This window comes from Streptomyces sp. NBC_01408 (assembly GCF_026340255.1).
Taxonomy (GTDB): domain Bacteria; phylum Actinomycetota; class Actinomycetes; order Streptomycetales; family Streptomycetaceae; genus Streptomyces.
The window spans coordinates 4,695,340-4,719,394 of sequence record NZ_JAPEPJ010000001.1 but is presented as its reverse complement, the minus strand read 5'-3'; the positions used below and the strand labels follow the sequence as shown (position 1 = coordinate 4,719,394).

Here is a 24,055-nt window from a genome sequence, read left to right as displayed (position 1 = left end):
GTTCGGCGGTGCCTGCCGTGCCAGTGGGCACCATTTCGCAGGTCACACGTTCCCGTGGGGGGTACTCCGTCATGTCCTTCAGCGCGCCCGGCTCACCGCCGCCGCCCCAGGGCCCCGTCCCTGGGCCGTACGCCGCCCAACCGGCGCCGCCCGGCCATCCTCCGTACGCCGGGGCTCCGTACGCCGCGCCCGGATACGGCGGCGCGCCCGCGTACGGCGGCGCGCCGTACGCCGCCGCGCCTTCGCCCGGGCAGCCCGGGCTGCCGGGACGGCCGGACTGGACCGCTCAGCCGCACCCCGCTCCGCTGCGGCCCGTCGAGGTACTGCGCTCACCGCAGGGCCTGGCGACCGCCCTGACCGTGCTGCTGTCCGTCTCGGCGGTCATCGACCTCTTCTCGGCCGGCGCCAGTGCGTTCGGCTTCTCGCTGATGAAGGACGTCATCGCGGCACCCGACTCGGTCTCCGACGACTCGCTCGACCAGGCCGACCTCCTCAACGGCCTCGCCGGCATCCTCCAGGTCCTGGCGCTGCTCTCCATCGCGGCCGTCTTCATCGTCTGGTTCTACCGCGTGCGCTGCAACGCGGAGATCTTCCGCCGCGACGGCTTCAGCCAGAGCCGCGGCTGGGCCATCGGCGGCTGGTTCATCCCCTTCGCCAACCTGGTCATGCCCTACCGGACGGCGAAGCAGATCTGGGCGGCCAGCACCCAGTTGGGGCCCGACGGCGCCTCCCGCCAGGTCTCGACCGCACCCCTCACGGCCTGGTGGCTGGTGTGGGTGCTCTCGCAGGTCGTCAGCCAGGTCTTCGGCCGGGTGTACATGAACGCCGAGACCCCCGAGGAGCTGCGGGACGCCTTCGCCCTCGGCATCGTCTCCGACCTGCTCACGGTCGTCGCGGCCGTGCTCGCCGTGCTCTTCGTGCGCAAGCTCACGGCCATGCAGAACACCTACGCCGCGCAGGGACCGTACGCCGCGGTCTGAGGCTCACCCGGCGGCCACGGCCGGCTCGGCCGCGACGGCCGCCACGACCTGCTCGGCAGGCCCGGCCGCCACGGGGGCGGTGGTGAACTCGCACCACACGCGTTTGCCGCCGCCCCGGGGTTCCACGCCCCAGTCGTCCGCGAGCTGCTCCACCAGCAGCAGGCCCCGCCCGGACACCGCCCAGTCGCCCGCCTCGCGCCGCTGCGGGAGCGCGCTGCTGGAGTCCTCGACCTCGATGCGGATCCGCCCGTCCGCGGTGAGCCGCATGCTGACCTCGCCGCCGCCGTCGGTGTGCACCAGGGCGTTGGTCATCAGCTCGTCCGCCGCCAGTTCGATCTCGTCGGCCCGGTCCCCGGCACCCCAGGCGGTCACGGCCGCCCGGATCAGGTGCCGGGCCATCGCGGGGGCCTCCGGATCGCCGGGGTCCAGCCGGTGGTGGAGCGGGCCGCCGCCGCGCGCGGTCGGTGTGCCCCGGCGGCACAGCAGGAGCAGGGCCATGTCGTCCCCGCCGCCCGAATCGCCGACGAGGTCGCACAGCACGTCGGCGAGTTCCTCGACGTCGACCGGGCCGTCACTGACCGCTTCCATGAACTCCCGCATGCCCGTGTCGGAGTCGTCGCCGGGGCGTTCGATCAGGCCGTCCGTGCACAGCAGCAGGGTGTCGCCGGGGTGCAGTTCGATGCTGGTGACGGGGTAGCCGCAGCCGGACCCCGGCTGGTCGCGCGGGGGCAGCCCCAGCGGCAGTCCGCCCGCGACCTGGATCCGGTGGCAGGTGCCGTCGCCGCGCCGGACGACGGGGTCGAGGTGGCCGGCGCGGACCATGCGGAGCATTCCGGTGGTGAGGTCCACCTCGGCGTACGTGCAGGTGGCGAAGCGTTCCGTCTCCAGCTCGTGCAGGAAGGCCGAGGCCCGCGCCATCGCCGTGCCGGGCGTGTGCCCCTCGGCGACGTACGCGCGCAGGACGATCCGCAGCTGGCCCATGACGGCCGCCGCGTCCGTGTCGTGCCCCTCCACGTCGCCGATCATCACCCCGACCCGGCCCTCGCCGAGCGGGACCACGTCGTACCAGTCACCGCCGATGTCCCGCCCCATCCGCGCGGCCCGGTACCGTACGGCGATCCGCGCGCCCGCCACCTCCGGGATCCGGCGCGGCAGCATGGCCCGCTGGAGCCCCTCGGCCAGGTCGTGCTCCTGCTCGAAGAGCATGGCGCGCTGGAGGCTCTGCGCGATGCCGCTGCCGAGGGCCATCAGCAGGTTGCGCTCCTCGGCGGTGAAGTCCCCGTCCCGCTTGTAGAGCAGTCCGAGCGCGCCGATGGGCCTTCCCTGGGCGATCAGCGGCAGGTAGACCCCACTGCGGACGGACAGCGGCTCGATGTAGGGCCACAGCTGCGGGTAGCCGAGCTGGAACTCCTCCCGCGAGGCGAGGAAGACCGGCTGCATGGTCCGTACGGCCTCGCTCATCGGGAACTGCGCGTCGATCCGCGTGTACTCGATCTCGGGGACGTACGAGCCCAGCTGCCCCTCCGCGACCAGGTGGATGCGGCCGCCGTCGACGACGCCCAGCATGACGCTGACCGCGCCGAGGTGCCCGAGGGCCTCGGGGTCCTTGAGGACGTCGGTCACGTCGTTGACGGTGCGGGCGTGGGCGAGGATGGCGGTGGTCCGCTCGACGACCCCGGTCATCCGGCGCCGGTCGTCCTCCTGGTCCCCGCCGGCTCCGGGTTCACCGGGATCGTGGGCGGCATCGCGGATGATCCCGATGACGCGGTACGGGCGCCCCCGCGGGTCCCGCAGGATGTGCCCCTGGACATGGAGCCAGGACCTGGCCCCGTCCCGGCCCCGGGTGCGGACGTAGGCCCCGTAGTGGCTGTGGCCGTCCCGCAGCGCCTGCGCGACCCGGGCGTCGAGCCGGGCCTCCTCGGCGGGCCCGAGGCGGACCCGCAGCCCGGCGGGGCTCCCGTCGAACTCGTCCGGGCGCAGGTCGAGGACCTCGAGGGCGGTGGGATCCAGATGCATCCGGCCGCTGTCGAGGTCCCAGTCGAAGGTACCCACGTGGTTGAGCGCGAGGCTGGTGTCCGGGCGCGCGGGCCAGTCGACCGCGGGGTGCGATCCCCTCTGGGCCATGCAGCCAGGGTCTCACTCTCCCCCGCCGGTGTCCCCACGGGCCGCGGGGCGGCTGCCGCCCGGGACGCGGCGGGCCGTGCCGGGGCCGGGCGGCGGGAACGGGGCTGGGCGGCGGGAACGGGGCCGGATCCCGGGCGCGCACCCCTCGTACCCCCTGTAGGTCGCGCCCGGCGCCGCGGGACCGACTGACCGGCCGGCTCCCTGGTGCTGTGGCCGGAAAGGTCCACCGCACTAGAGATCCGCAGGGCCGTCCGGGGCGTTCGTGTCGTGGACCAACAGGGCGATCTGGACCCGGTTGTTGAGGTCCAGCCGGGTGAGGATCCGGGACACGTGGGTCTTCACCGTCGGCAGCGCCAGGTGCAGCTCCCGGGCGATCTCCGCGTTGGACAGGCCGCGGCCGACCGCCAGGGCCACCTCCCGTTCCCGTCCGGCCAGCGGCGCCAGCCGCTCCCGGGCGGCGGCCGCGCGGGGGTCCTGTCCGGTGCCGCCCGCCACCTGGTCGATGAGCCGGCGGGTGACGGCGGGGGACAGCACCGGGTCCCCCGCGGCCACCGTCCGGATCGCCTTCACGATCTCCTGCGGCGGGGTGTCCTTGAGGAGGAACCCGGCTGCGCCGGCGCGCAGGGCACGCAGGACGTGCCCGTCGGTGTGGAAGGTGGTCAGGACCAGGACCTCGGGCGCGCCGGGCCGCGCCCGGAGCGTCTCGGTGGCGGCCAGCCCGTCGACGCCCGGCATCCGGATGTCCATCAGCACCAGGTCGGGCGCGTGCGCGGCGACCAGTGCCGGGACCTCTGCGCCGTCGGCGGCCTCCGCGACGAGTTCGATGTCCCGGGCGCCGCCCAGCATCAGGCGCAGGCCGGACCGGACGATCGCGTCGTCGTCGACCAGCAGGACCCGGATCACCGGCGCCTCCTCTCCGTCTCCGCGGCTCTTCAGCCCTTCAGCCCTTCAGCCCTTCAGCTCTGCCAGGGTAGCCAGGCCCGTACCCGGAACCCGCCGTCGTCGGGGCCGGCCGTCAGCTCACCGCCTGCCAGCCGGGCCCGCTCGGCCAGCCCGACGAGACCCTGGCCGCCGCCCTCGGCCCGGGCCGGATCCGGGCCGGGCGCCCGGGTGTTGGAGACCTCCACCGTCAGCCGCTCCCCGGGGGTCCCGGCCACCCGTACGACGACCGAGGACCCGGGCGCGTGCTTGCGTACGTTCGTCAGTGCCTCCTGCACGATCCGGTACGCCGTGCGCCCCGCCAGGGCCGGCGGCGCGGGCCCGCCGGACGGCACGGTCAGCTCGATCCGCCCGCCGGCCGCCCGCGCCTCCGCCACCAGCCGTTCCAGGTCGGCCAGTTCGGGCTGCGGCCGGTCGTCCTGCGTCGCGCCGGCGTCCGCCCGCAGCACCCCGATCACCTCACGCAGGTCGTGCAGGGCCAGGTGGGCGCTCTCCCGGATCACCCCGGCGGCCCGGGCGATCTCCGCTCGCGGGGCGCCGGGGTTGTACTCCAGGGCGCCCGCGTGCACGCTCAGCAGCGAGAGCCGGTGCCCGAGCACGTCGTGCATCTCGCGGGCGATCTCCTCGCGCGCCTCCCTCCGGGCCCGTTCGGCCCGCGACTGCGCGTCCGCCTCGGCCAGTTCGGCCCGTTCGCGCAGGGAGGCGATCAGCTGCTGCCGGGACCTGCGGAAGAGGCCCCAGCCGATGGCCCCGGCGATCAGCGCAAAATAGGTCACCGCCGAACCCGCGCGGTCCTCGGAGACTTCCGGCAGCCGCCACAGGAAGACGGGCAGCGGGGCGAAGGCCAGTGCCGCCACCCAGGCCGTGACCCGCCACGGCCTGGTCGCGGCCACCGTGAACACCGCCACCAGCGCCGGACCGGTCAGATAGTGCGCCTGGGTGCCCGCCAGCAGCAGCACCACCGCCAGCTGTACGGGCCACCGCCGTCGCAGCAGCACCGCCGCGCAGGCCAGCCCGCCGGCCGCCTGGTCCGCGGCCCGCCACCCGGGGCTCAGGGTGTCCACCCCCGGGACGGACTGTGAGCTGACGGCTGCGAAACAGGCGGCGAAGACGAAGAGGCCCAGGTCTGCCGCCCAGTCCCGGCGGGTGCGGTGGATGTGGCGCATGCCGGGGAAATCTACGCGGGCACCGGCGGTGAGCGGCCTTCCCGCGTCGAACCGGATACTTAAGTACCGCCCCCGGTCACCGAAAGGCCGATCCGGCGGCCCGCGCCGCCCGCCTACGGTCGGGTCATGACCTCCACGCACCAGAATTCCCCCCTGAAAGCAGTGTCGGGGCTGCTCTCCTTCGTCCTCGTGGTCGGCGGCGCGAGCGGCCTGCTGCACGAGTGGCTCGGCTGGATCCACTTCATGGGCTTCGTCCGCTTCCTCGTTCCCGGGGGCTACGAGGTGTACGGCTACGTCGTCATGGTCGCGCTCGGCCTCGCGGTGGGCGCGGCGGGCGACGCGCTCGCGGGCGGCCGTCGGCGTACGTAGGCGGCCCCGACCGCCCAGCGATTGCCGGGTCCCGGACACGAGCGGACAATTGGATCATCCCATCCAACTGAGAATGGGGATTCCCATGACAAGTAAGACGCGCCTCCGGTGGATGTACCGGGCGTCGGTCGGAACCGGGATGGCGTGCGGAATGGCGATAGGTCTGGCCACCCCGGCCTCGGCATCGTCCATCGTGAGTCTCCAGCTGGACGCCCCCAACGTCACGGTCACCTTCCAGGACACGGAACCCAGAGACAGCAGCAACACCCTCATCCTGCGCCCGACGGGCCCGGGCGGCACGGTCCGCAAGGTGGCCCTGGCGGGCGAAATCCCCAGTGTGAACAGGACCCTGGTCAAGACCCTGAACGCCGGAATCACCCCGGGCATCGGCTACTGCGCGGTGGTCGAGGTGGGCACCAGGGCCGAGGAGGGAATCGCGGGCAAGTTCGGCACCAGGTACCAGACCTCCGAGGTCTGTGCCGAACCGGCCGGCTCCGCCAACGCCCCCGCCGACGTCTCCATCGGCGGCATCACCGGTGAGGCCAACCCGCCCACGGGCACGAACCGCAACTACTGGGTCAGCTACTCGAACGCCGGCGCCGAGGCCAAGGGCGTCGTCATCCAGGTCCAGACCTCGGGCTCGCTGTCTGTACGGCGCGCCCCGGAGTCCGGCACCTTCAACGGCTTCCAGTGTTCCGCCACGGGTTCCACCGGCTACCGCTGCACCGGCGGCACCCTCGCCAAGGGCGCCAAGAACCAGATCCCGGTGCTCGCCACGATCACCAAGGCCGGCCCCGGGGCCATCCACGCCACCATCACCGCGGAGGGCGACACGAACCCGGGCAACAACGCCAACACGCATAGCGTGATGGCGGTTCCGCCCGGCGGCTGATGGCCCTCCTTCCCGGTCGACACCCCGTCCGGGACGGGGGAGGATGAAAAGGACGGGCGCCTTCCGAATCAGCCCAGACCGCCGCCATCGGTGCGGTGGCCGGAGGGAGAGTCCCGGGGCGCGGTCCGTACGCGGGCTTGGCTGCCCCGCAGGCCGCGGTGTGCCCGTGACGATCTCGCGCGTCCGCGCCGTCGCCCACCACGGTCGTCTCCTCAACTCTCTCCCCCCGCAGCAACGCTAGGGAGGACCACCACCATGAACCGGCGCAGCCGCCGCACCACAGTCACCTCACTGCTCGCCTGCTCGCTGCTCGCCGGGGGCGGGGCCGCTCTGGCTCCGACGGCGACCGCGGCCCCGGCCATCGGCACCTGCACGGTGAAGCCCGCCGACAACGGCCTGAGCATCACCATCAGCGGATCCGGCTGGGCGCCCACGGACATGCCCCTGAACATCGACGGCGGTGAGGGCGTCTCACCGCTGGAGAACGTCCAGCCCGACGGGTCCTTCTCGGTGGTCCGGTTCCAGAAGAGCACCGACTTCACCATCCTGCCCGCGTCGGGCGGCTTCAAGAACTGCACGGTGGCCAAGGCGGACAAGCAAGCGAACAAGGACGAGATCAGGAAGGCCCGCAACGACGGCTTCAGGGACGGCGTCAAGGCCGGCAGGGCGGCGGCGCAGGAGGACTGCGGCAACGAAAAGCCCAAGCCGAAGAAGCATCCCAGACTGACGCAGGAGCAGGCGGTCGAGGCGGCCTACGGGGAGGGCTTCATCGCCGGCGCCACGAGCGCCTTCGACAAGTTCTGCCGTACCGGGCGTTGACGTACGGGAGATGAGCGCCATGAACCCCCGTACCCGGCTGGCCGCCTTGTGCCCGCTTCTCCTCTCTTCCCTCGCCCTCGGCCCGGTCGCCGTCGCGCAGGCACCGTCGGTCGTCACGGTCGGCAGTTGCACGGTCAAACCCTCGGACGACGGAAAGACCGTGACCGTGACCGGCACCGATTTCATCGGCACCGGCGGGGCCGGTCTGCACGGCAGCAGCGGCAACTTCGAGGGGCTTGGGAACCTGGACGGGGTGACCCCGTCCGGATCCTTCACCCGGACCGGTCTGCCGCCCGGCGAATACCACGTCGAATCGCAGAAGGTCCCGTCGGTGAAGTGCACCATCGTCGCCTCCGACAAGGTCGCGAACAGCAAGGCCGTGCGGGAGGCCCGCAATCAGGGCTTCATCGACGGGGTCAAGGCCGGCGGCGCCGCGGCCAAGGAGAGCTGCGACTCCAAGGCCGAGCCCAAGCCGAAGAAGCCCGGACTGGCCGCGCAGGACCAGGCGGTCGAGGACGCCTACGGGCAGGGCTTCATCGCGGGCGCCGAGAGCGCCTTCACCAAGTTCTGCCGGCTGAACCGCTGAACGGCGCGTGCGCCGTACGAGACGGTGGTGCCGCTCCGCGCCGCAGGACGCCGGGCGGCATCACCGCGTGGGGGTCCCAGCGTCCGTGGGCGCGTCCGTCGGAGCCCTGGTGACGGTGTCCGTGGGCGTGCCGGTCGGAGCACCCGTGTCGCCTGGGGTACCCGTCTCGGTGGGTGTGTTGCCCGTCGGGGTGCCTTCGGGCGGGCCCGTGGGGCTGCCGGTCCCGGCGGGCGCGGTGGAGGGCGCGGAGCTGGTCACCGGCGGCGCGGTGGAGGCCGGTGTCCGGGTCGGGGTCGGGTCCGCCGGTGGCGGGACCGGCCTGTCCTTCCTGCCGTGGTGGTCGCCCCGCTCGCGCTCGATCCAGCGCCGGTCGTGGTGGTCGTAGATGACGAACTTGTTCACGACGGTCACCGACGGCGCGATGACCACGACCCGCGCAGGCTGGTACGAGGGCCACGGCTGCCCGGTCTGCTTCGGATCGGCCTCCAGCGGCACCGGTACGCCGAGCGGGTTCCCGCACGCGCAGCGCACCCGGGGCACTCCGCGGTCGTCCACCAGTACGGCGGTACCGGCCTGGAGCACCGCCTGGTAGGCGGTGGCCCTGCCGTCGCGGTAGCCGTGATTCGTGACCCGGGTGTCCCACCGCAGCTGCACCGGGGTGAGCGAGCGGAGGTAGCCGGGTACGGCCGCCGCCTTGATGCCGATGGCCGAGGCGAAGGCACTGTTCTTGGCGGGCTCCCCGGACAGCACCTTGATCTGCTTCTCGACGTCGCAGCTTCCGAGGGACCTCGTGCCCCCGTACAGGCCCGGTGAGGCGCCACTGACGCTACGGGTGGCCGTGACCGTGGGCGCGGGGCCCGTCGTACCGCTCGCGGTGGGCGGCGGTGACGGGGGTGGCGGCGGGGTGGCCTGGTCCGCCGCGGTGGACTCGGTGAACGGGTCGGGCCCGGCGTCGGCGGCGGGCTGGAGGAAGACCTCGCCGCTCGCCCTGTCGGGGGTACCGCTGGGGCGGGTCAGCACCACGACCAGGGCCACCACCGCCGCCACGGCGACGAGGGCGGTGGCGATCCGGGGCACGGACCGCCACCAGGGCCCGCCGGCCGGTGCGCCCCCGCCGGAACCACCGGAACCACCGCGACCGCCGGGCGGAGCAGGTGGCGGCGGAGCGGCCGGGGGTCCCTGCCGCCCGCCCGAGAGGGGGCCGGAGGGAGGACCGGTGGGAGGACCCGCGGGAGCACTGGTGGGGCGCTCGGACGGCGGCGGCTGCCGGGGCGGCTCGTGATCGGGCTGCGTGGTCACAGGCTCTTCTTCCCGGACGGCGGAGTTCCCGTCCGCTGTGGACGTTCCGCCCTGACCGCACGGAAATATCCGGATTTCCTGCACTGCTGCGGACCATTGTGTGTGCCGTCCGGGTGGTGCCCGCAAGCCGAGGGTGCCTACCGTTGCAGGGTGAGCCGTACGCCGACATCACCTTCGCCCGGGGGATCCCCGAAGGCATGGCGTGACGCCCTCGTCGCCGCCGTCGCGGGTTTCGCCGTGATGACCGCGGTCGCGGCGGCGGGACTGGCCTGCGCGGGTGCGGGCGACCTGCCGGACGGCTCCTTCCCCCATGTGGTCGCCGCCGTCGTCGTGATGGCGGCCGGCGGCTCGGTCGAGGTCTCGGGCGGGGCGGGCTTCCTGGCGGAGGCGGACGCGAGCCTGTCCGTGCTGCCCCTCTCGGTGAGCCTGTCCGGCGCCCTCGTGGCGGCCTACTGCTTCCTGCGCCCCCTGCACCACCGCGCCGTGACCCGACCGGGTGAACTGCTGTCCCGGACCGTCCCCTTGGTGCTGCTGTGGCTCCTCGCGCTCACCGGGGCCGGCCTCCTCGCCCGCCGGACCTTCGGCGTCTCCACCGGAGACTCCCCCGTCGGCGAGATCGGCGAACTCCTCGACGCCGCCCCGACCGTGGGCTTCCGGGCTGACCTGCCCGCCACGCTCCTGTTCGGACTGCTGTGGATCCTGGGCCTGTTGCTGATCACCCTGCTCGTCTCCCGCCGGGCACCGCTCCCGGCCGGCCTGGTCCGCTTCCACGCGGCGGTGCGCCCGGCCGCCTCCGCCACGGTCGCGCTGCTGCTCGCGTACGTCGTCCTCGGCGTGGGCGTCGCGCTGGTGGTGGCGGCGACGCAGGGCCACGGCGCGCGGACGATGGCCGTGATGCTGCTCGGGCTGCCCAACCTCGTCTGGCTCGCGCTCACCCTGGGCTTCGGCGGTGCCTGGGAGGGCAGGGTGGAGGGGCCGTTCGGGCTGCCGATGCCCCAGCTGCTGGACCAGGTTCTGAGCGGGTCCGACCTGTCCACGGTCGACGTGGCCTCGCTCGCGGAGCGGGACTCCCGGGCGTGGTGGCTGGTGCCGGTGGCGGCCGTCCTGCTGCTGGGAGCGGGCGTGCTGGCCGCCGTACGCTCCCCCGCCCGGGTCCGGCCCTGGCAGCACGCGCTGCACCTGGGCGTGGCCCTGGCCCTGGCGACTCTGACGGTGTGCCTGCTGGCGCGGGTCCAGGCCCAGTTCGGGCTCTCACTGCTGGGCATCGGCGCCGTGGACGGGCTCGGCGGCACGGTCGAGCTCAGCGCGGTCCTGTGGCGCACGGTGGGCCTCGCGCTGGTCTGGGGTGCCGTGGCGGGCTTCCTCGGCGCCCTCGCGGCCCGGCCGGTCCACCGCGGGGGCCGCGTCGACGAACCCGCCCCGCGCTGACCCCACGCTCTGACCCCACGCGCGGCCACTACGCCCGGCCGCGGAACACCGGCAACGCCCAACGCGGAGGCGGCGGTACGTCACCCGCCCCCGCCCCGGCCCGGCGCAGTGCCCCGGTGAACTCCAGGCAGCTGCCCCACCGGTCCTCCGGCGACTTGGCCAGCGCCTTCGCGAGGACCTCGTCCACCTCCGCCGGCAGACCGGGGCGCCGTTCGCTCGGCGGGGCGGGGGGATCGTACTGGTGGGCCCAGAGCAGGGCCATGTCGTCGTCCCGCTGGAACGGGGGCCCGCCCGCGAGCATTTCGTAGACGACGCAACCCAGGCTGTAGACGTCGCACCGGCCGTCCACCGGCTTCCCGGCGATCTGCTCCGGGGCGACGTAGTCCAGGGTGCCCACGAACTGTCCCACGCTCGTGAACCCGGTCAGGGACAGGGACTTCTTCGTCAGCCCGAAGTCCGTGAGGTAGACGTGCTCGGGGTGTTCGCTGTCCGTACCCCGCGCGACGAGGATGTTGCCCGGCTTCACGTCCCGGTGCACCAGGTCGTGGTCGTGGGCCGCGTCCAGCGCGGAGGCCACCTGGCCCGCGATCCGGACGGCGGTCCCCACGGGCAGCGGGCCCGTCCGGTCCAGCAGGGCCCGCAGGTCCTGCCCGGCGACGTACCGCATGGCGATGTACAACAGCCCGTCGCTCTCCCCCGCCTCGAAGACGGGCACGATGTGCGGATGGTCGATGGCCGCGGCCGCCTTCGACTCGTGGGCGAACCGCTGTCTGAAGGTGTCGTTGCGGGCCAGTTCGGGTGCCAGCAGCTTCAGCGCGACGGTCCGGTCCAGGCGCAGGTCGCGCGCCCGGTAGACGACGGCCATGCCGCCGCGGCCGATCTCGCCCTCCACCAGGTATCCGGCGATCTCCTTGCCCACCAGGTCGAAGGGGTGCCCGCCGGCCGCTTCCACGCCCGTCACCGCTTCCCGGGCCCGGGCCCGGGCGCGTCGGCGATGCGGGTCGGCTCGTGCCCGTCGGGTGCGTCGGGTGCGTCGGGTGCGTCGGGATCACCCGGACCAGCCCCCGGTTCCGCGTCGACCGCGTAGGTCGCCAGGCCGCTCCCGTCGCCGTACAGCCAGCGCCCGCCGGCCTCGTCGTAGAGCCAGACGGACTCCCCGTCGAGCACGACCCCGGCCCGCAGGCCCCGTACGGAACGCCGGAAGGCCTCGGCGTCCGCCCGTCCCGAGGCGAGTTCCCCGGCGGCCCGCCGGTAGCGCTCCAGCGCGTCGGCGCTCCGCGCGAGCAGCGGCCGCGGGTCCTCGGCCCGTTCGGGAGGCGCGGCTCCTGCCGTCGGCGGCGGCTGCGGTACGGAGACCAGCAGCCGCCCGTCCACCCAGGCGGACCAGCCGTTGGAGCACAGGATCTGCCCCCATTCCCCGCGCCGGGAGAGCAGCTGCACCGGCAGGAGGGGGTCCAGCGGCGAGGTCGGCCGCGAGACGTCGGGGGCCTCCCAGGCGGGCAGTCCCTCCTGGGGGACGACATGGGTGGGCCGGAAGTCCGCCGCCGCGCCGCCGGGTTCCGCCGGGCTGGTCACCGGGCCTACTTCCGCATGATCGCCGGCTCGTGCCGGCGCAGGAGGCGGGCGACGAGCACTCCGAACAGCACGGCCAGCGCCACCAGCATCCCGACGTTCAGCAGCCACACCCCTGCGCTGTGCGCGAAGAGCGGGTCGTCGGTGAGGGTGCCGGGCACCAGCGCGCCGAGGTCGATGGTGCCCGCCATGGCGCCGAGCGCCCACCGCGACGGGACGAGCCAGGCGAGCTGCTCGATCACCGGGACCCCGTCCAGCTGGAGGAGGGCGCCGCAGAAGACCACCTGCACGATGGCGAGGAGCACCAGCAGGGGCATGGTGACCTCCTCCTTGCCGACCAGTGCGGAGACCAGCAGGCCGAGCGTCATGGCGGTGAAGGACAGCAGCGCGACGACGAGGGTGATCTCGGCCAGCGGCGGCAGGAAGACCCCCTGGCCGCCGGGGGCGTTCAGCTGGACGCCGAAAAGGCCGACCAGCGTCAGCACCACGGCCTGGGCCACGGTGACGGCGCCCAGCACCACGACCTTCGACATCAGATAGGCCGAGCGCGACAGTCCGACGGCGCGTTCGCGCTGGTAGATGGTTCTCTCCTTGACCAGCTCGCGCACGGCGTTGGCCGCCCCGGTCAGTACTCCGCCGACGCACAGGATGAGCAGGGCGTTGATCGCCGTCTCCTGGGTGAGCGCGCTGCCGGCCAGGGCGCGGGCCATGGCGCCCATGACAAACGGCAGCGCGATCATGATGGCGAGGAAGGTCTTGTCGGCGCTGAGCGCGGCCGCGTACCGGCGGATCAGGGTGGACAGCTGGGAGCCCCAGCTCTGGGCCTTGGGCGGCGCGGCGGCGAAGCCTGCGGGCTGTGCCCGGCCGGCTGCGGCGCGCGGCTGCCGGCCGGAGCTGTCGGCGTACTTGCGGTGCAGCGGCGAGGCGGCGTACTCCCCCGCCCAGTCGCGGCCCTGCTGGTTCTCGAAGGCTTCGAACGCCTCGGGCCACTGGGTGAAGCCGAAGTAGCCGAGCGTCTCACCGGGCGGGCCGAAGTAGGCGGTGCGCCCGCCGGGGGCGAGGACCAGCAGCCGGTCGCAGACGTCGAGGCTGAGCACGCTGTGGGTGACGACGATGACCGTGCGGCCGTCGTCGGCGAGGCCGCGCAGCATGTGCATCACCGAGCGGTCCATGCCGGGGTCGAGGCCGGAGGTGGGTTCGTCGAGGAAGAGCAGGGAGGGTTTGGTCAGCAGTTCCAGGGCGACCGAGACGCGTTTGCGCTGGCCGCCGGAGAGGCTGTGGATGGGCTGGTCGGCGCGCTGCTGGAGGCCGAGTTCGGTGATCACCTCGTCGACCCTGGCCTGGCGTTCGGCCTTGGCGGTGTCCTGCGGGAAGCGTAGTTCGGCCGCGTAGGTGAGGGCGCGCCGGACGGTGAGCTGGGCGTGCAGGATGTCGTCCTGCGGGACGAGGCCGATGCGGCTGCGCAGTTCGGCGTAGTCGCGGTACAGGTCGCGGCCGTCGTAGAGGACGGTGCCGCGGTCGGCGGGGCGCAGTCCGGTGAGTGCGCCGAGGAGGGTGGACTTGCCGGCTCCGCTGGGTCCCACCACGGCGAGCAGGCATTTGGCGCCGACGGGGAAGGAGACCTGGTCGAGGAGGGTCTTGCGGCCGTGGTCGACGGTGACGGTGAGGTCCTGGACGTCGAGCGAGACCTCGCCGGTGTCCACGTACTCCTGGAGCTGGTCGCCGACGAGGCAGAAGGCCGAGTGGCCGATGCCGACGATGTCGCCTTCGGCGAGGGGGGCGGCGTGCTCGACGGGGGCGCCGTTGAGGTACGTGCCGTTGTGGCTGCCGAGGTCGACGATCTCGTACGTGCCGTCGGCGAGGGCGCGCAGTTCGGCGTGGAGCCGGGAGACGACGAGGTCGTCGATGACGAGGTCGTTGCCCGGGGCGCGGCCGATGCGTACGGCGGTCCGTGCGGCCAGTGGGCGGATGGCGGTAGGGCGGCGGAAGGTGCCGGTCAGAGCGGGTCGGGAGACCCCGGACGGCGGTACGGCCACCGGTTCGGAGGGCGGCGGCGAGGGAACCGGTGCGCCGTGCTCCCAGGCGGGCGGCACGGACGGCGGCGCGGACGGCGGCGCGGACGGCGGCGCGGACGGCGGCGGCGCGGCACGTGCACCGGTGCCGAGGAGGACGGCGCGCGGCCCGTCCGAGGCGTCGCCGAAGCGGAGCTCGCTCCCGGCGCCGACGCTCCACGCGTGAACGCGGTGTCCGTCGGCCCAGGTGCCGTTGGTGCTGTCCTCGTCCTCGACCGTCCAGTGGTCGCCGTCGGGGCGCAGGATCGCGTGGTGCCAGGAGACGCGGGCGTCATCGAGGCAGATCTCGCAGAGGGGGTCGCGGCCGACGTGGTAAATGCGGACCGGGCTCATCGGGGTGGAGCCTCTGTCGGTCTCCAGAATGAGCTCGGGCGCGGCCGGCACACCGGGGCGCAGGACCATGGACAGATTTTCCCACGATCCGGCCGGTGCCGCGTCGACCGGACATCACCGCAGGTCAGAGGCCTCTTATGGGTAATGACAACGGTCCCCGTTGCAGCCTTTGCCCATCTCGCTCGGGTGCGCTTCACTTCACGCGACGGAACCGAACAGACGGGTCCGAACAGACGGGGGACGCCATGAGTGGGCACGACCACGGCAACGGCGGCGGGCCGGGCGGCCACAGCCACGCGCCCGGCGGTCACGGTCACGGGCCGGGCGGTCACGGTCACGGGCCGGGCGGCCACAGCCACGGTGTCTCCGCGGACGCCGACCGGCGGTGGCTGGGGATCGCGCTCGGCCTGATCGCCGGGTTCATGGCCATCGAGGTGGTCATCGGCATCATGGCCAACTCCCTGGCCCTGATCTCCGACGCGGCCCACATGCTGACCGACGCCGTCTCGATCGTCCTCGCACTGATCGCGATGCGGCTGGCCGCCCGCCCCGCCCGCGGCGGGTTCACGTACGGCCTCAAGCGGGCGGAGATACTCTCCGCCCAGGCCAACGGCCTGACCCTGCTCCTGCTGGCCCTCTGGCTGGCGTACGAGGCGGTGCGGCGGCTGATGGACCCGCCGCCCGTGGAGGGCGGCCTGGTCGTGGTGACGGCGCTCGCGGGCATCGTGGTGAATGTGGCCGCGGCCTGGTGCATCTCCCGGGCGAACCGTTCCTCCCTCGCCGTCGAGGGCGCCTACCAGCACATCCTGAACGACCTCTTCGCCTTCATCGGGACCGCCGTCGCCGGTCTGATCGTGCTCACCACCGGCTTCCGGCAGGCCGACGCGATCGCCACGCTCGTGGTGGTGGCGCTGATGGTGAAGGCGGGCTACGGCCTGGTCCGCGAGTCCGGCCGGATCCTCCTGGAGGCCGCTCCGGCCCATGTGGACCCGGACGCGGTGGGCGACCGGCTCGTCGGCCACCCGCCGGTCACCGAGGTGCACGACCTGCACATATGGACGATCACCTCCGGACAGGCGGCGCTCTCCGCCCATGTGCTCGTGGATCCGGAGGGCGACTGCCACGCCGTACGCCGCGACCTGGAGCGGCTGCTGGGCAAGGAGTACGGGATCACGCACACCACCCTCCAGGTGGACCACGCCCAGGACTCCCTGCTGACGGTCGGCCGCGCGGGCGAGGGCCCGTCCGAGCGGGACCCGCACTGCGCGGACGCACACGGTCCGGTCCACCGGCAGGGCCCGCACGCACACTGATCTCCGGCCACGATCGCTGAGCGGCGCGCGTACGGGGCATGGATGGACCCATGACGCGCAAACGCAGTGCCGGAATGCTCCTGTTCCGCCGGACCGGCGAGGAGGCCGGGCCCGCCGTGGAGGTTCTGCTCGGCCACATGGGCGGCCCGCTCTGGGCGGGCCGTGACACCGGCGGATGGGCCATCCCGAAGGGCGAGTACGGGCCGGACGAGACCCCGCGGGACGCGGCCCGCCGGGAGTTCACCGAGGAGATCGGGCTGCCGCCGCCGGAGGGCGACTACCTGCCGCTGGGCGAGGTGCGGCTGGCCAGCGGGAAGCTGGTGACCATCTGGGCGGTGGAGGCCGACCTGGACCCCGCGCTGATGGTGCCCGGGACCTTCTCCATGGAGTGGCCGCCGCACTCCGGAAACGTTCAGGAGTTCCCCGAGCTGGACCGGGTGGCCTGGTTCGCTCCCCCGGTGGCCAGAATCAAGGTGATGCCACCTCAGATTCCTTTCCTGGAAAGGCTGTTGGAACTTCTGGAGGCCTGAAGGTTGACCCGGCCTTGACTTGCCAAGGCACCCGCGTGCGTGGACATTACACCCATGACGAACGTCGTGCTGGTGGGAACCCTGGACACCAAGGGTGTGGAGTACGGCTGGCTGCGCGAGAGGCTGCAGCGTGCCGGCGTCGAAGTGGTACTGGTCGACGCAGGAATCATGGGCGAACCCCGGGTGCCCGCCGATGTGCCGCGGGACGCGGTGGCCCGGGCGGCCGGAACGGAACTGTCGGAACTACGCGCGGCCGCCGACCGGGGCGCGGCCGTGACCACGATGGCCAGGGGCGCGGAGGCGACCCTGTTACGCCTGCACGCCGAAGGCCGGCTGCACGGGGTGCTCGCGATCGGCGGCAGTGGCGGCACCTCCATCGCCACCCGGGCGATGCGGGCCCTGCCGCTGGGCGTGCCCAAACTCATGGTCTCGTCCATGGCGGCCGGGGACGTCTCCCCGTACGTCGGCTCCGCTGACATCACGATGATGTACAGCGTGGTGGACATCGCGGGGATCAACAGCATCTCCGAACCGGTCCTGGCGAACGCGGTGGAGGCGGTGGCCGGCATGGCCAAGGCCTTCGCCCGCGCGAGCCTGGACCTGGTCCGTCCGCCCCGGCTGGGCGCCGGCGCCCGCCCGCTGATCGCGGCGAGCATGGCGGGCGTGACCACGACCGGTGTGGACGCGGCCAGGGAGCGGCTGACCGAGCTGGGCTACGAGGTGCTGGTCTTCCACGTCAGCGGAACGGGCGGCCGCACCCTGGAGACCCTGGCCGCCCAGGGCGTCTTCGCGGGCGTGCTCGACCTGACGCTCAGCGAGCTCGCCGACGAGCTGTGCGGGGGGATCCTCACCGCGGGCCCCGACCGGCTCAGCGCCGCCGGCCGCGCCGGGATCCCGCAGGTGGTGAGCCTGGGAGCGCTGGACATGGTGAAGTTCGGCCCGTTCGAGACCCTGCCCGACCGGGCCCGCTACCGGCGCGTCCACGTACACAACCCGTCCATCACGGTGATCCGTACGACCGAGGCCGAGTGCGCGGAGCTGGGCCGCAGTGTGGCCGCCAAACTGCGGGTGGCGACCGGGCCCACGGCCGTCTGCGTTCCGCTCCGTGGACTGTCCACGCTCGGTGTGCCGGGCGGCCCCTACCATGACCCCGGCGCGGACCAGGCCCTGTTCTCGGCGCTGCGCGAAGGGTTGCGGGGCAGCGCCGCCGGGCTCTACGACTACGACACGCACATCAACGACCCGGCCTTCGGCCGGGCGGCGGCCGACCGGCTGCACGCCATGATCGGGGCGGTTTCGGCCGCCGCCTGACACCACCCGCACGGCAGGGAACCGGCCGTGGCGGAAAGCGTGTCCCAGGGGGTGGCCGGTCACAGACCGGTCGGGGCACGGTGGCGCCACGGCAGGGGGCGGGAAGATGGACGGCACGCTGACAGCATGGTCGGTCCCCGGTTACACGGAGATCAGGGAACTCGGCTCGGGAGGCAGCGGCCGCGTGGTGCTCGCCGTCCACGACGGCACGGGCACGGCCGTCGCGGTGAAGTACCTCAGCGACCGGCTGCGCGAGGACCAGGCCTTCCTGGGCGGGTTCCGGGCCGAGGCGCGGCTGCTCGGCGGGCTGCGGTCCGCGTACGTGGTGGGGCTGTACGAGTACGTGGAGGCGCCCGGCGGCGCGGCCATCGTGATGGAGCTGGTGGACGGGATCTCCCTGCGCGCGCTGCTCAAGCGCTCCGGGCGGGCCGACGCCGAGGCCGCGCTCGTGGTGCTGAAGGGCTCCCTCCTCGGGCTGGCCGCCGCGCACCGGGCCGGTGTCGTCCACCGGGACTACAAGCCGGAGAACGTCCTGGTCGCCCAGGACGGCTCGTCGAAGCTGGTGGACTTCGGCATCGCGGTGGACCGCGGGGCCACCCCCGGGGTGGCCGGAACGCCCGCCTACATGGCCCCCGAACAGTGGCAGGGCCGGCCCGCCTCGCCCGCGGCCGATGTGTACGCCGCGACGGCGACCTTCTTCGAATGCCTCACCGGGCGCAAGCCCTACGACGGGGAGAACTTCGCGGAGCTCGCGGTGCAGCACATCGAGGCCCCGGTGCCGGAGACCGAGGCACCGGAGCCCGTACGCCCGCTGATCCGGCGCGGCCTGGCCAAGCGGCCCGAGCAGCGGCCGGAGAACGCCGAGGCGTTCGTGGCGGAGCTGGAGGGTGTGGCGCTCGCCGCGTACGGGCCCCAGTGGGAGGAGCGCGGCCAGCGCAAGCTGGCGGCCCTGGCGGCGCTGCTGCCGCTGCTGTTCCCCTCGGCGGGCGCCCCGGCGGCCGGCACCACGGACGTGGCCACGACCACGCTGCACAGCGGCTCCGGCTGGGCTCCCGGCCGGCGCGGCTGGCTGGCGGCGGGGCTGGCACTGGTGCTGGGAACGGTGCTGGCGGTCACGACGGACGCCATCGGCGCGGCCCCGGGCGGCTCCTCGGCGCTGACCGCGTTCGCCACGACGAGCCCGGCCCCGCCCGGACCGGCCTCGCCCGCCCCGGCCCCTCCGGCGTCACCGAGCCCGTCACCGACACCGTCCCCTTCGGCCTCCCCGTCCCCGTCCGCCAGCCCGTCCCCGTCCCCTTCGCCGAGCGGCACCGCGACCCCCACGCCGACGGTCAGCTGGTCGCCCACGCCGAAACCCACCCCGACCCCCACGCCCACACCCACCCCGACCCTGAAGGTCACGAAGGTGGACGTCTCGCTGCGGCCGACCGGCGTCTACCAGGGAGAGGCGACGGTCAACGTCGCCACCGAGGGAACCGGTCCGGTCACCGTGGTGCTGGAGTGGTTCCTCGGCAGCGCGCCGGGCGCCCACTCCGTGCCCGACGGCACGGACACCGTGGTGATCCCGGCCGGCGGGGCGTCCCCCGTGGTCCGGAGCCACCTCTTCACCCGGGGGCACGGCTGTTACGGCGGCGTGAGGGTCACCACCAAGCCGGCCGCCGGGAACAAGTCCGCGTCCGCCTCGCAGTTGCTGCCCCGCTGTCAGCAGGAGCCGGAGGTCCCACGATGAGCGGTCACCGAGGCCCCGAGGACGAGGACTACAGCGCCACCGTCCTCGGCAGCCACTGGTTCACCGGACCTCCCGAGCCCGCGGAGGTGACACCCGACCGGGTCGAGGGATCCGTGCTCCGGTTCGGGCCCGGCGTCACGGCGGCCATGCCCGCGCCGTTCCCCGTGACCGCGGCCGCCCCGCCCCGGCCGCCCCGGGGCGCGGGACTGCGCCGGTACACCCTGGCCGCGGTCGTGCTGCTCGCGGTCCTCGCGTACCTCGGCTGGCAGCGGTTCGGGCCCGCCATCGAGGTCCGGGACATCGCGGTGACCACGGATGCCGCGGGCCCGCCCTGTGACGCGGCGGCCGACGTGGTGGCCGTCGTACGGACCAACGGGCGGCCGGGAACCCTCACCTACCACTGGGTCCGCAGCGACGGGACGCGGTCGGAGCAGCTGACCGAGCGGGTGCCCCGCGGGCAGCACGAGGCCCGGCTGCACCTGCTGTGGACCTTCAAGGGCGCGGGGACCTACCCGGCGAGGGCCGAACTCCGCCTGGTCGCGCCCGCCGAGCGCACCGCCGCGGTGGAGTTCACGTACCGCTGCCGCCCGTAGGCCGTGGCCGCAGGCCGTGCGCGCCTGCGGCCGTTCGGCCCTTCGCGTATCCGTCCCCCGCCGCAACCGGGGGACGGAGCTCAGAACCGGGCGTGGGCGGTGATGTCCGCCTCGAACTCGCCCGTCATCGCCGGGGTCACCGTCGGACGGCACTGCCGGACCGCCGCCAGGTAGTCCTCCGTGGCCGCACCGAGCTGCGCGGCCGCCGCGCCCCGCGCGCCCACCGCCTCCAGGTCCCGTTCGAAGGACACCTGCGCCGCGATCCGCGCCGCGTGCTCGATGTCGGCCGGCGTGAACAGCTCCGTCGCCGCCACCAGGGCCGTGACGTCGACGTCCGCGCGCCCCGCCGTGTAGCGGGACCAGATCGCGGCGCGCGCCCCGGCGTCCGGGGTGCCGATCGGGATCAGGTAGTCGAAGCGTCCGGGCCGCAGGAAGGCCGGGTCGAGGGAGCGGATGGAGTTGGTGGCGCACACCAGCAGCCGCTCGTCGCCCTCCCGGAAGCCGGGTATCAGCTTCAGCAGCTCGTTGGTGACCCCGTGGATCCCGCCCGGCTGCGCGGGCTCGGTGCGCACCGGCGCGATCTCCTCGACCTCGTCGATGAAGACCAGCACCCGTTCCAGCTCGGCGATCCGGCCGAAGGCGTCGCGCAGGGCGGCCGCAAGGTTGCCCTCGTCCGCGAGCCGGGAGGGCAGGAGTTCCACGAAGGGCCAGCCCAGCCGGGAGGCGATGGCCCGGGCGAAGGTGGTCTTGCCGGTACCGGGCGGGCCGAAGAGGGTGATGGCGCGCGGCGGGCGCACGCCGTGGGAGGCGGCCCGTTCCGGCTCGGCGAGCGGCAGCACCACGCGCCGTTCGATGAGGTCCTTCTCCTTCTCCATGCCCGCGACCTTGGCCCACAGGTCGTTGGGCAGGAAGCGGCCGCCGAGGTCGTCGAGGAGGCCTGCTGCCGGTCCGTGCAGCGGCTCGGTCTTCTCGAAGTAGGCGACGGCGGGCTGCCGGGTGTAGCCGGCGTTCAGGAGGCCCTCGCCGAGCAGGTCCTCCTCGGGGAGGACGTACGCGATCCGGCCGACGCGGGCGGCGATGAGCCGCCGCTCCAGCTCGACGAGCAGCGCGGAGGCCAGGCCCCGGCCGCGCCAGCCGGCGGCGATGGCGATGCGCATGACCCAGGCCCGTTCCCCGGTGACGCAGGCGAGGGCGGCGCCGATCGGGACGCCCTGGTGGACGGCGACCACGCAGGGCTGCCGGTCGGTGAGGGCGCTGATGCACTCGGCGAGCGAGAAGACGGACTCCTGGCCGAGTTCGGCCGTCGTGTCGATCAGGTGGACCACCGCTGCGAGATCGCTCTCGCGGTAGTCGTGGATGAGCCAGTTCACCGGGTACCGCCCCTCGTTCGTGCTCCTGCGGCGAGGCTAGGGGCGGCAGGGCCCGGCGATCACGCTCCGTCGTGCACAACAGCCCGGCCGGAAACCATCCGCGGCGTCCATAGACTGGTGCCTTCCGCCCGAACACCAGACCGAGGATTCCCGCACCTTCATGCTTTGCCACATACCCGCGGCCCGACGCGGGCTTCTCCTATGGCTCATCCCGTTCCTCTGGACCCTGGCGCTCGGCCTGTGGGGACTGTCCCGGCAGGACAGCGTGTGGCGGGACGAGGCGGCGACCTGGCAGGTGGCCGGGCGTTCGGTGGGCGAGATCTGGGCCCTGCTCGGGAACGTCGACGCCGTGCACGGGCTGTACTACCTGCTGATGCACGGCCTCTTCGAAGTGTTCGGGGCGAGTACGACGACCCTGCGGCTGCCGTCGGTGCTCGCGGTCGCCGCGGCCGCCGCGTGCGTGGCGCTGCTCGGGCGGCGCCTCGCCGGTTTCTGGGCCGGGCTCGGCGGCGGGCTGGCGCTGGGGCTGCTGCCGGCCGTGCAGTTCTACCTCCAGGAGGGCCGCCCGTACGCGCTGGTCGCCGCCGGGGCCGGGCTGTCGACGCTGCTGCTGGTGACGCTCCTGGCGAGCGGCACGGAGGGGCGGCCCGGGCGGCGGGTCTGGCCGCGCTGGACGGCGTACGGGATCACCGTGCTGGTCTGCGCCCTGCTGAACTGGCTGTCGCTGCTGATCCTGCCCGCCCACGCGGCCACCCTGTGGTGGGTGCGGGCCGGGCGCGGGGTGTGGCTGCGCTGGGCCGCGTACGGCACGGCGGCCGTGGCGGGGGCGCTGCCGCTGATCCTGTTCAGCCGCGGCCAGTCCGACCAGGTGTCGTGGATACCGCCGCTGACCTGGCACATGCTGATCGGGCCGGGGATCCTCCTCGCCGTGGGCGGCCTCGGCGCGTGGGCCGACCGCCCGGGCCGCGGCAGGCTCTCGGCGGCGGCAGTGGGACTGCCGCTGCTGGCGGTGCCGCAGCTCGGGCTGATCGGGCTGTCCCTGGTCCAGCCGCTGTTCCTGGACCGGTACGTGCTGTTCAGCATGGTCGGTCTGGCCCTGCTGATCGGGGCGGCCCTGGGCGCGGCGGTACGGGCCTGCGCGCCGCGGTTCCCGAGGGCGTCGACCCTGCTCGTGCCCGGTGTGGTGGGGGTCTCGGTGCTGGCGCTGCTGCCGGTGGAGCTCGGCAAGCGGGCTCCGGCGAGCCGGGTCGACGACGTGCTGGCGGCGGCCGGCGAGGTGTCCCGGATGGGGCGGGCGGGGGACGCGGTGCTGTTCGTCCCGGCCGCCCGGCGGGACACGGCGCTGGTCACCCCCGGCGCGTTCACCGGGCTGTCGGACATCGCGCTGGCCGAGGGCCCGGTCGCCTCGGCCACCCTCAAGGGCGAGGAGGCGGACCCGGAGCGGATCCGGGCGGCGCTGCTCGAACAGCGGCGGGTGCTGCTGGTGACGGACGCCGCGAAGGTGGCGAAGCCGCCGTCGGCGGAGCGGGACAAGGTGAAGGCGGCGGTCCTGCGGGAGCGGTTCACGGTGGTGGAGGACCGGCAGGTCCGGGGCCGCCGGGTGACGGTGTACGAGCGGCGCGGGTAGGTCTGGACGAGTAAGTCCGAGCCGGGCCGGGCCGGCCCCGCACGGCCCGGCTCGGCCCGGCTCGGCCCGGCCCCGCGCCCGGCCGCAGAGGTGTCCTGCACATCTGGTTCACCGGATTCACAGGGGATTCATACGGAATACCGGGCTCCGGACATGGGTTCGGAGGGCAGGGTGGGAGCATGATCCACCGCATGCTCCCCCGAACGGCCCGGCGCACCCGTGCGCGGCGGGCGTCACGGATCCTGCTCGCGCTGACCGCGATGGCCGCGCTGATCAGCGTGGACGTGCCCGGCGCGGCGGCCGGGCAGCCCCTCGGCGTCACCGCGCAGGCGCCGCCCGACGCCGCGGCGGACCGGGTGGGCGCGCTCTTCGCGGACGGGCTCGACGGCGGGCACTTCTGCACCGCCGCCGTCGTGCGCAGCGACGACCGCGACGTGATCGCCACCGCCGCGCACTGCCTGGACAGCCCCGGCACCACCGTCTTCGCACCGGGTTACCGGGACGGCAGCGCCCCGTACGGCACGTGGAAGATCACCAGTGTGTACGTCGCCCCGGGCTGGACCGAGGGCGAGGACCCCGACGACGACATCGCCTTCGCGACGGTGGCCCCGGCGCAGGACGGGCGGACCGGTTCCGTCGAGGACCTCGTGGGCGGCTTCCCGGTGGCCGCCGAGCAGCCGGACGACGCCACGGTGACGGTCATCGGGTACCCGCGCACCGAGGAGGCCCCCTTGAGCTGCGCCAACACCACCGGCCTCTTCTCCGACACCCAGCGCCGGATCGGCTGTCCGGACCTCGGCGGCGGCACCAGCGGCAGCCCCTGGCTGGTGCACGGCGCGCTGGCCGGGGTGCTCGGGGGCCACGAGGGCGGCGGGACCGTGCCGGAGATCTCGTACAGCGCGGTGCTGGGCGACCAGGCGGTGGAGCTGTACCGGGAGGCGGCCGACGCGGGCTGACGGGGCGCGGGACCTAGGGGGTGTCAGGATTCAGCGGTCTTCGGCGT

General features: G+C 73.9%; 21 protein-coding genes. 13 read left to right on the top strand and 8 right to left on the bottom strand.

The features are described from left to right. The first annotated feature begins 71 nt into the window (after positions 1 to 71). Entirely contained in the window at positions 72 to 980 is a 909-nt protein-coding gene (locus tag OG447_RS21470; protein ID WP_266938466.1) for a DUF4328 domain-containing protein, read from the top strand. Between the two features lie 3 nt (positions 981 to 983). On the opposite strand, the gene OG447_RS21465 is transcribed toward OG447_RS21470, so the two are convergent. The 3 genes from OG447_RS21465 to OG447_RS21455 form a co-directional block, all read right to left on the bottom strand. Then, entirely contained in the window at positions 984 to 3,104 is a 2,121-nt protein-coding gene (locus tag OG447_RS21465; RefSeq protein ID WP_266938465.1) for a SpoIIE family protein phosphatase, read from the bottom strand. Between the two features lie 231 nt (positions 3,105 to 3,335). After that, positions 3,336 to 4,007, bottom strand: coding sequence for a response regulator transcription factor (locus OG447_RS21460; protein ID WP_266938464.1), 672 nt, complete (start codon positions 4,005 to 4,007; stop codon positions 3,336 to 3,338). Positions 4,008 to 4,060: 53 nt separating this feature from the next. Beyond that, positions 4,061 to 5,209 (bottom strand): sensor histidine kinase, encoded by a 1,149-nt coding sequence (locus OG447_RS21455; RefSeq protein WP_266938463.1) that lies wholly within the window; start codon positions 5,207 to 5,209, stop codon positions 4,061 to 4,063. Between the two features lie 126 nt (positions 5,210 to 5,335). On the opposite strand from OG447_RS21455, the gene OG447_RS21450 reads away from it, so the two are divergent. The 4 genes from OG447_RS21450 (at position 5,336) to OG447_RS21435 (ending at position 7,875) form a co-directional block, all read left to right on the top strand. Beyond that, positions 5,336 to 5,578, top strand: a complete 243-nt coding sequence (locus tag OG447_RS21450; protein ID WP_266938462.1) for a hypothetical protein — start codon at positions 5,336 to 5,338, stop codon at positions 5,576 to 5,578. 151 nt (positions 5,579 to 5,729) lie between these two features. Beyond that, entirely contained in the window at positions 5,730 to 6,470 is a 741-nt protein-coding gene (locus OG447_RS21445; RefSeq protein ID WP_266938461.1) for a hypothetical protein, read from the top strand. A gap of 255 nt (positions 6,471 to 6,725) precedes the next feature. After that, complete coding sequence (locus tag OG447_RS21440; RefSeq protein ID WP_266938460.1) at positions 6,726 to 7,289, top strand: hypothetical protein; 564 nt, start codon at positions 6,726 to 6,728, stop codon at positions 7,287 to 7,289. A gap of 10 nt (positions 7,290 to 7,299) precedes the next feature. Further along, on the top strand, positions 7,300 to 7,875 hold the full coding sequence (locus tag OG447_RS21435) for a hypothetical protein (protein WP_266938459.1): 576 nt from the start codon (positions 7,300 to 7,302) through the stop codon (positions 7,873 to 7,875). A 60-nt stretch (positions 7,876 to 7,935) separates the two neighbouring features. Here the strand turns inward: OG447_RS21435 and OG447_RS21430 are convergent, their stop codons facing one another. Continuing rightward, positions 7,936 to 8,952 carry a DUF6777 domain-containing protein gene (locus OG447_RS21430; protein WP_266938458.1) on the bottom strand — a complete coding sequence of 339 codons (1,017 nt, stop codon included), beginning with the start codon at positions 8,950 to 8,952 and terminating at the stop codon, positions 7,936 to 7,938. A gap of 372 nt (positions 8,953 to 9,324) precedes the next feature. On the opposite strand from OG447_RS21430, the gene OG447_RS21425 reads away from it, so the two are divergent. After that, positions 9,325 to 10,602, top strand: coding sequence for a streptophobe family protein (locus OG447_RS21425; RefSeq protein WP_266938457.1), 1,278 nt, complete (start codon positions 9,325 to 9,327; stop codon positions 10,600 to 10,602). 28 nt (positions 10,603 to 10,630) lie between these two features. Here the strand turns inward: OG447_RS21425 and OG447_RS21420 are convergent, their stop codons facing one another. Genes OG447_RS21420 through OG447_RS21410 form a run of 3 tightly spaced genes read right to left on the bottom strand, consistent with a single transcriptional unit; the run spans position 10,631 to position 14,648 of the window. After that, positions 10,631 to 11,554: a serine/threonine-protein kinase gene (locus OG447_RS21420; protein WP_266938456.1), complete on the bottom strand. Its 924-nt coding sequence runs from the start codon at positions 11,552 to 11,554 to the stop codon at positions 10,631 to 10,633. Between the two features lie 5 nt (positions 11,555 to 11,559). After that, a complete protein-coding gene (locus OG447_RS21415) occupies positions 11,560 to 12,177 on the bottom strand; it encodes a hypothetical protein (protein ID WP_266938455.1) in 618 nt (205 codons plus the stop codon). Between the two features lie 5 nt (positions 12,178 to 12,182). After that, entirely contained in the window at positions 12,183 to 14,648 is a 2,466-nt protein-coding gene (locus tag OG447_RS21410; RefSeq protein ID WP_266938454.1) for an FHA domain-containing protein, read from the bottom strand. 176 nt (positions 14,649 to 14,824) lie between these two features. On the opposite strand from OG447_RS21410, the gene OG447_RS21405 reads away from it, so the two are divergent. The 5 genes from OG447_RS21405 (at position 14,825) to OG447_RS21385 (ending at position 20,055) form a co-directional block, all read left to right on the top strand. Next, on the top strand, positions 14,825 to 15,892 hold the full coding sequence (locus tag OG447_RS21405) for a cation diffusion facilitator family transporter (protein WP_266938453.1): 1,068 nt from the start codon (positions 14,825 to 14,827) through the stop codon (positions 15,890 to 15,892). Positions 15,893 to 15,942: 50 nt separating this feature from the next. Next, positions 15,943 to 16,422 carry an NUDIX domain-containing protein gene (locus OG447_RS21400; RefSeq protein ID WP_266938452.1) on the top strand — a complete coding sequence of 160 codons (480 nt, stop codon included), beginning with the start codon at positions 15,943 to 15,945 and terminating at the stop codon, positions 16,420 to 16,422. Positions 16,423 to 16,476: 54 nt separating this feature from the next. Continuing rightward, entirely contained in the window at positions 16,477 to 17,733 is a 1,257-nt protein-coding gene (locus tag OG447_RS21395; RefSeq protein ID WP_266938451.1) for a Tm-1-like ATP-binding domain-containing protein, read from the top strand. Between the two features lie 106 nt (positions 17,734 to 17,839). Then, entirely contained in the window at positions 17,840 to 19,462 is a 1,623-nt protein-coding gene (locus tag OG447_RS21390; protein WP_266938450.1) for a serine/threonine-protein kinase, read from the top strand. Next, positions 19,459 to 20,055, top strand: coding sequence for a hypothetical protein (locus OG447_RS21385; RefSeq protein WP_266938449.1), 597 nt, complete (start codon positions 19,459 to 19,461; stop codon positions 20,053 to 20,055). The genes OG447_RS21390 and OG447_RS21385 overlap by 4 nt, the downstream gene beginning before the upstream one ends. A gap of 80 nt (positions 20,056 to 20,135) precedes the next feature. Here the strand turns inward: OG447_RS21385 and OG447_RS21380 are convergent, their stop codons facing one another. Further along, complete coding sequence (locus tag OG447_RS21380) at positions 20,136 to 21,425, bottom strand: ATP-binding protein (RefSeq protein WP_266938448.1); 1,290 nt, start codon at positions 21,423 to 21,425, stop codon at positions 20,136 to 20,138. Positions 21,426 to 21,585: 160 nt separating this feature from the next. Here OG447_RS21380 and OG447_RS21375 point away from each other — a divergent pair, with 160 nt between their 5' ends. Together OG447_RS21375 and OG447_RS21370 are read left to right on the top strand one after the other, a co-directional pair. Further along, positions 21,586 to 23,052: a hypothetical protein gene (locus OG447_RS21375; RefSeq protein WP_266938447.1), complete on the top strand. Its 1,467-nt coding sequence runs from the start codon at positions 21,586 to 21,588 to the stop codon at positions 23,050 to 23,052. A 191-nt stretch (positions 23,053 to 23,243) separates the two neighbouring features. Then, entirely contained in the window at positions 23,244 to 24,008 is a 765-nt protein-coding gene (locus OG447_RS21370; RefSeq protein ID WP_266938445.1) for a serine protease, read from the top strand. Positions 24,009 to 24,055: the final 47 nt, after the last annotated feature.

What these genes read in the sequence shown, in the direction of transcription:
- OG447_RS21395 (WP_266938451.1), top strand. Translation starts at nt 16,477, where the DNA reads ATGACGAACGTCGTGCTGGTGGGAACCCTGGACACCAAGGGTGTGGAG.
- OG447_RS21455 (WP_266938463.1), bottom strand. Translation starts at nt 5,209, where the DNA reads ATGCGCCACATCCACCGCACCCGCCGGGACTGGGCGGCAGACCTGGGC.
- OG447_RS21465 (WP_266938465.1), bottom strand. Translation starts at nt 3,104, where the DNA reads ATGGCCCAGAGGGGATCGCACCCCGCGGTCGACTGGCCCGCGCGCCCG.
- OG447_RS21385 (WP_266938449.1), top strand. Translation starts at nt 19,459, where the DNA reads ATGAGCGGTCACCGAGGCCCCGAGGACGAGGACTACAGCGCCACCGTC.
- OG447_RS21410 (WP_266938454.1), bottom strand. Translation starts at nt 14,648, where the DNA reads ATGGTCCTGCGCCCCGGTGTGCCGGCCGCGCCCGAGCTCATTCTGGAG.
- OG447_RS21450 (WP_266938462.1), top strand. Translation starts at nt 5,336, where the DNA reads ATGACCTCCACGCACCAGAATTCCCCCCTGAAAGCAGTGTCGGGGCTG.
- OG447_RS21375 (WP_266938447.1), top strand. Translation starts at nt 21,586, where the DNA reads ATGCTTTGCCACATACCCGCGGCCCGACGCGGGCTTCTCCTATGGCTC.
- OG447_RS21405 (WP_266938453.1), top strand. Translation starts at nt 14,825, where the DNA reads ATGAGTGGGCACGACCACGGCAACGGCGGCGGGCCGGGCGGCCACAGC.
- OG447_RS21470 (WP_266938466.1), top strand. Translation starts at nt 72, where the DNA reads ATGTCCTTCAGCGCGCCCGGCTCACCGCCGCCGCCCCAGGGCCCCGTC.
- OG447_RS21370 (WP_266938445.1), top strand. Translation starts at nt 23,244, where the DNA reads ATGCTCCCCCGAACGGCCCGGCGCACCCGTGCGCGGCGGGCGTCACGG.
- OG447_RS21435 (WP_266938459.1), top strand. Translation starts at nt 7,300, where the DNA reads ATGAGCGCCATGAACCCCCGTACCCGGCTGGCCGCCTTGTGCCCGCTT.
- OG447_RS21400 (WP_266938452.1), top strand. Translation starts at nt 15,943, where the DNA reads ATGACGCGCAAACGCAGTGCCGGAATGCTCCTGTTCCGCCGGACCGGC.
- OG447_RS21390 (WP_266938450.1), top strand. Translation starts at nt 17,840, where the DNA reads ATGGACGGCACGCTGACAGCATGGTCGGTCCCCGGTTACACGGAGATC.
- OG447_RS21440 (WP_266938460.1), top strand. Translation starts at nt 6,726, where the DNA reads ATGAACCGGCGCAGCCGCCGCACCACAGTCACCTCACTGCTCGCCTGC.
- OG447_RS21445 (WP_266938461.1), top strand. Translation starts at nt 5,730, where the DNA reads ATGGCGATAGGTCTGGCCACCCCGGCCTCGGCATCGTCCATCGTGAGT.